Raw genomic sequence first — 1204 nt, forward strand, 5'->3', positions numbered from 1 at the left:
GCGCAGCACCGAGCTGCTGATGTCTTCTTGATAGGCTGTGCTCATGAAACGTCCCCCTCATAGTGATGGATAGACTTTCCGTATTCCCGGCACGCGCAACCGAGTGGTGCGAGTGATGCGGCAACCTCGTTGCCGATGGGAAGCAAGCATGTAGCTGACAAGACCAGACCTTAGCGATCAATTTGCTGATCTCGATTGCAGAGTAGCCTCAAGATAGAGCGGCTGCCAAGGTCTGAATGAGAATCAGACAGGAGATGTTCAGATTGGCGTGATACCGAGGATTTGTATGCTGTTCTGGGATTTAAGACTTTTGACGCTCGCATCAGCGGTGCGCCCTTCCAGATCATTCAGATCCAGTTCGGCGGCGACAGGAAGGAGTCGGGCCTTGATGAGTTTGGCGGCATGCTCATTGTCCGGGCACTCGTCGCACTCGAAGACTTCATCGACTGTTTCACCGTGATCATCCACGAAAGTGATTTTCCACTTTTGCATCAGTGCCTCCTCGATAAAACCCATGGATGGGCTTACAAGCATCTGGACTTTTTCGCGGGCTGTTCGTTCAACGGAATACGGCACTGGAGCCTGAAAAACACATGCCCCATGTAGGAGCCGAGCTTGCTCGCGATGGCGGTGTATCAGTCAACACATATGTCGACTGATACACCGCCATCGCGAGCGAGCTCAGCTCCTACGGGAATGGAGTCAGATCCGCACGCGCCCTCGTGGCCCGGCAATTGCCCAGATGATAAGCCCCAGCACCGGCAAGCACGCGATCAACAGCACCCAGAGGACTTTCATCCCGGTAGTGGCGTCACTTTTAACCACGTTGATGATGGCCCAGATATCCAGAACGAAAATGATCAAGGCAATCAGGCTGTTGAACGTAGAACCCATGGTGACTCTCCCTAAGATTAATTTGCACTCTTAGGATAGCCGTCTAATGCGAGGGTTCCGATTTTTATAGGATTAACGTCAGATATGGATCGCCACTTTCAAGGCTTCCAGAGATGGCGCAGCCGCGATGCCGACCTCGGCGCACAGTTCGAGCACCCGCGGCACGTCGTTGCCGTAGACCAATACCACTTGCAGTTCGTCGTCGAGTAACTGGCTGAAGTTCATCAGTGTGTAACCGCCATTGTCCTTGTTCATGCTGCCCATTTGCACCTGAATGCGGTTGAGCGCGGTCAGGGCTTCGGTTTTGGCC

The 1204-nt window shown here is 53.5% G+C and carries 2 protein-coding genes and 1 pseudogene; all 3 read right to left on the reverse strand.

The window, feature by feature from the left end:
- Positions 1–258: 258 nt before the first annotated feature.
- Complete coding sequence (locus AC1DRJ_RS28520; protein WP_477805086.1) at positions 259–492, reverse strand: hypothetical protein; 234 nt, start codon at positions 490–492, stop codon at positions 259–261.
- A gap of 210 nt (positions 493–702) precedes the next feature.
- Positions 703–894 carry a PLDc N-terminal domain-containing protein gene (locus AC1DRJ_RS28525; protein ID WP_477805087.1) on the reverse strand — a complete coding sequence of 64 codons (192 nt, stop codon included), beginning with the start codon at positions 892–894 and terminating at the stop codon, positions 703–705.
- A 78-nt stretch (positions 895–972) separates the two neighbouring features.
- A pseudogene (locus AC1DRJ_RS28530) lies at positions 973–1204 on the reverse strand (hypothetical protein); the annotation flags it as partial.

It is taken from the genome of Pseudomonas sp. P5_B2, from assembly GCF_056400445.1.

Excerpts from the sequence above, each read along its gene's own strand:
- AC1DRJ_RS28520 (WP_477805086.1), bottom strand. The coding sequence starts at position 492 with ATGCAAAAGTGGAAAATCACTTTCGTGGATGATCACGGTGAAACAGTC.
- AC1DRJ_RS28525 (WP_477805087.1), bottom strand. The coding sequence starts at position 894 with ATGGGTTCTACGTTCAACAGCCTGATTGCCTTGATCATTTTCGTTCTG.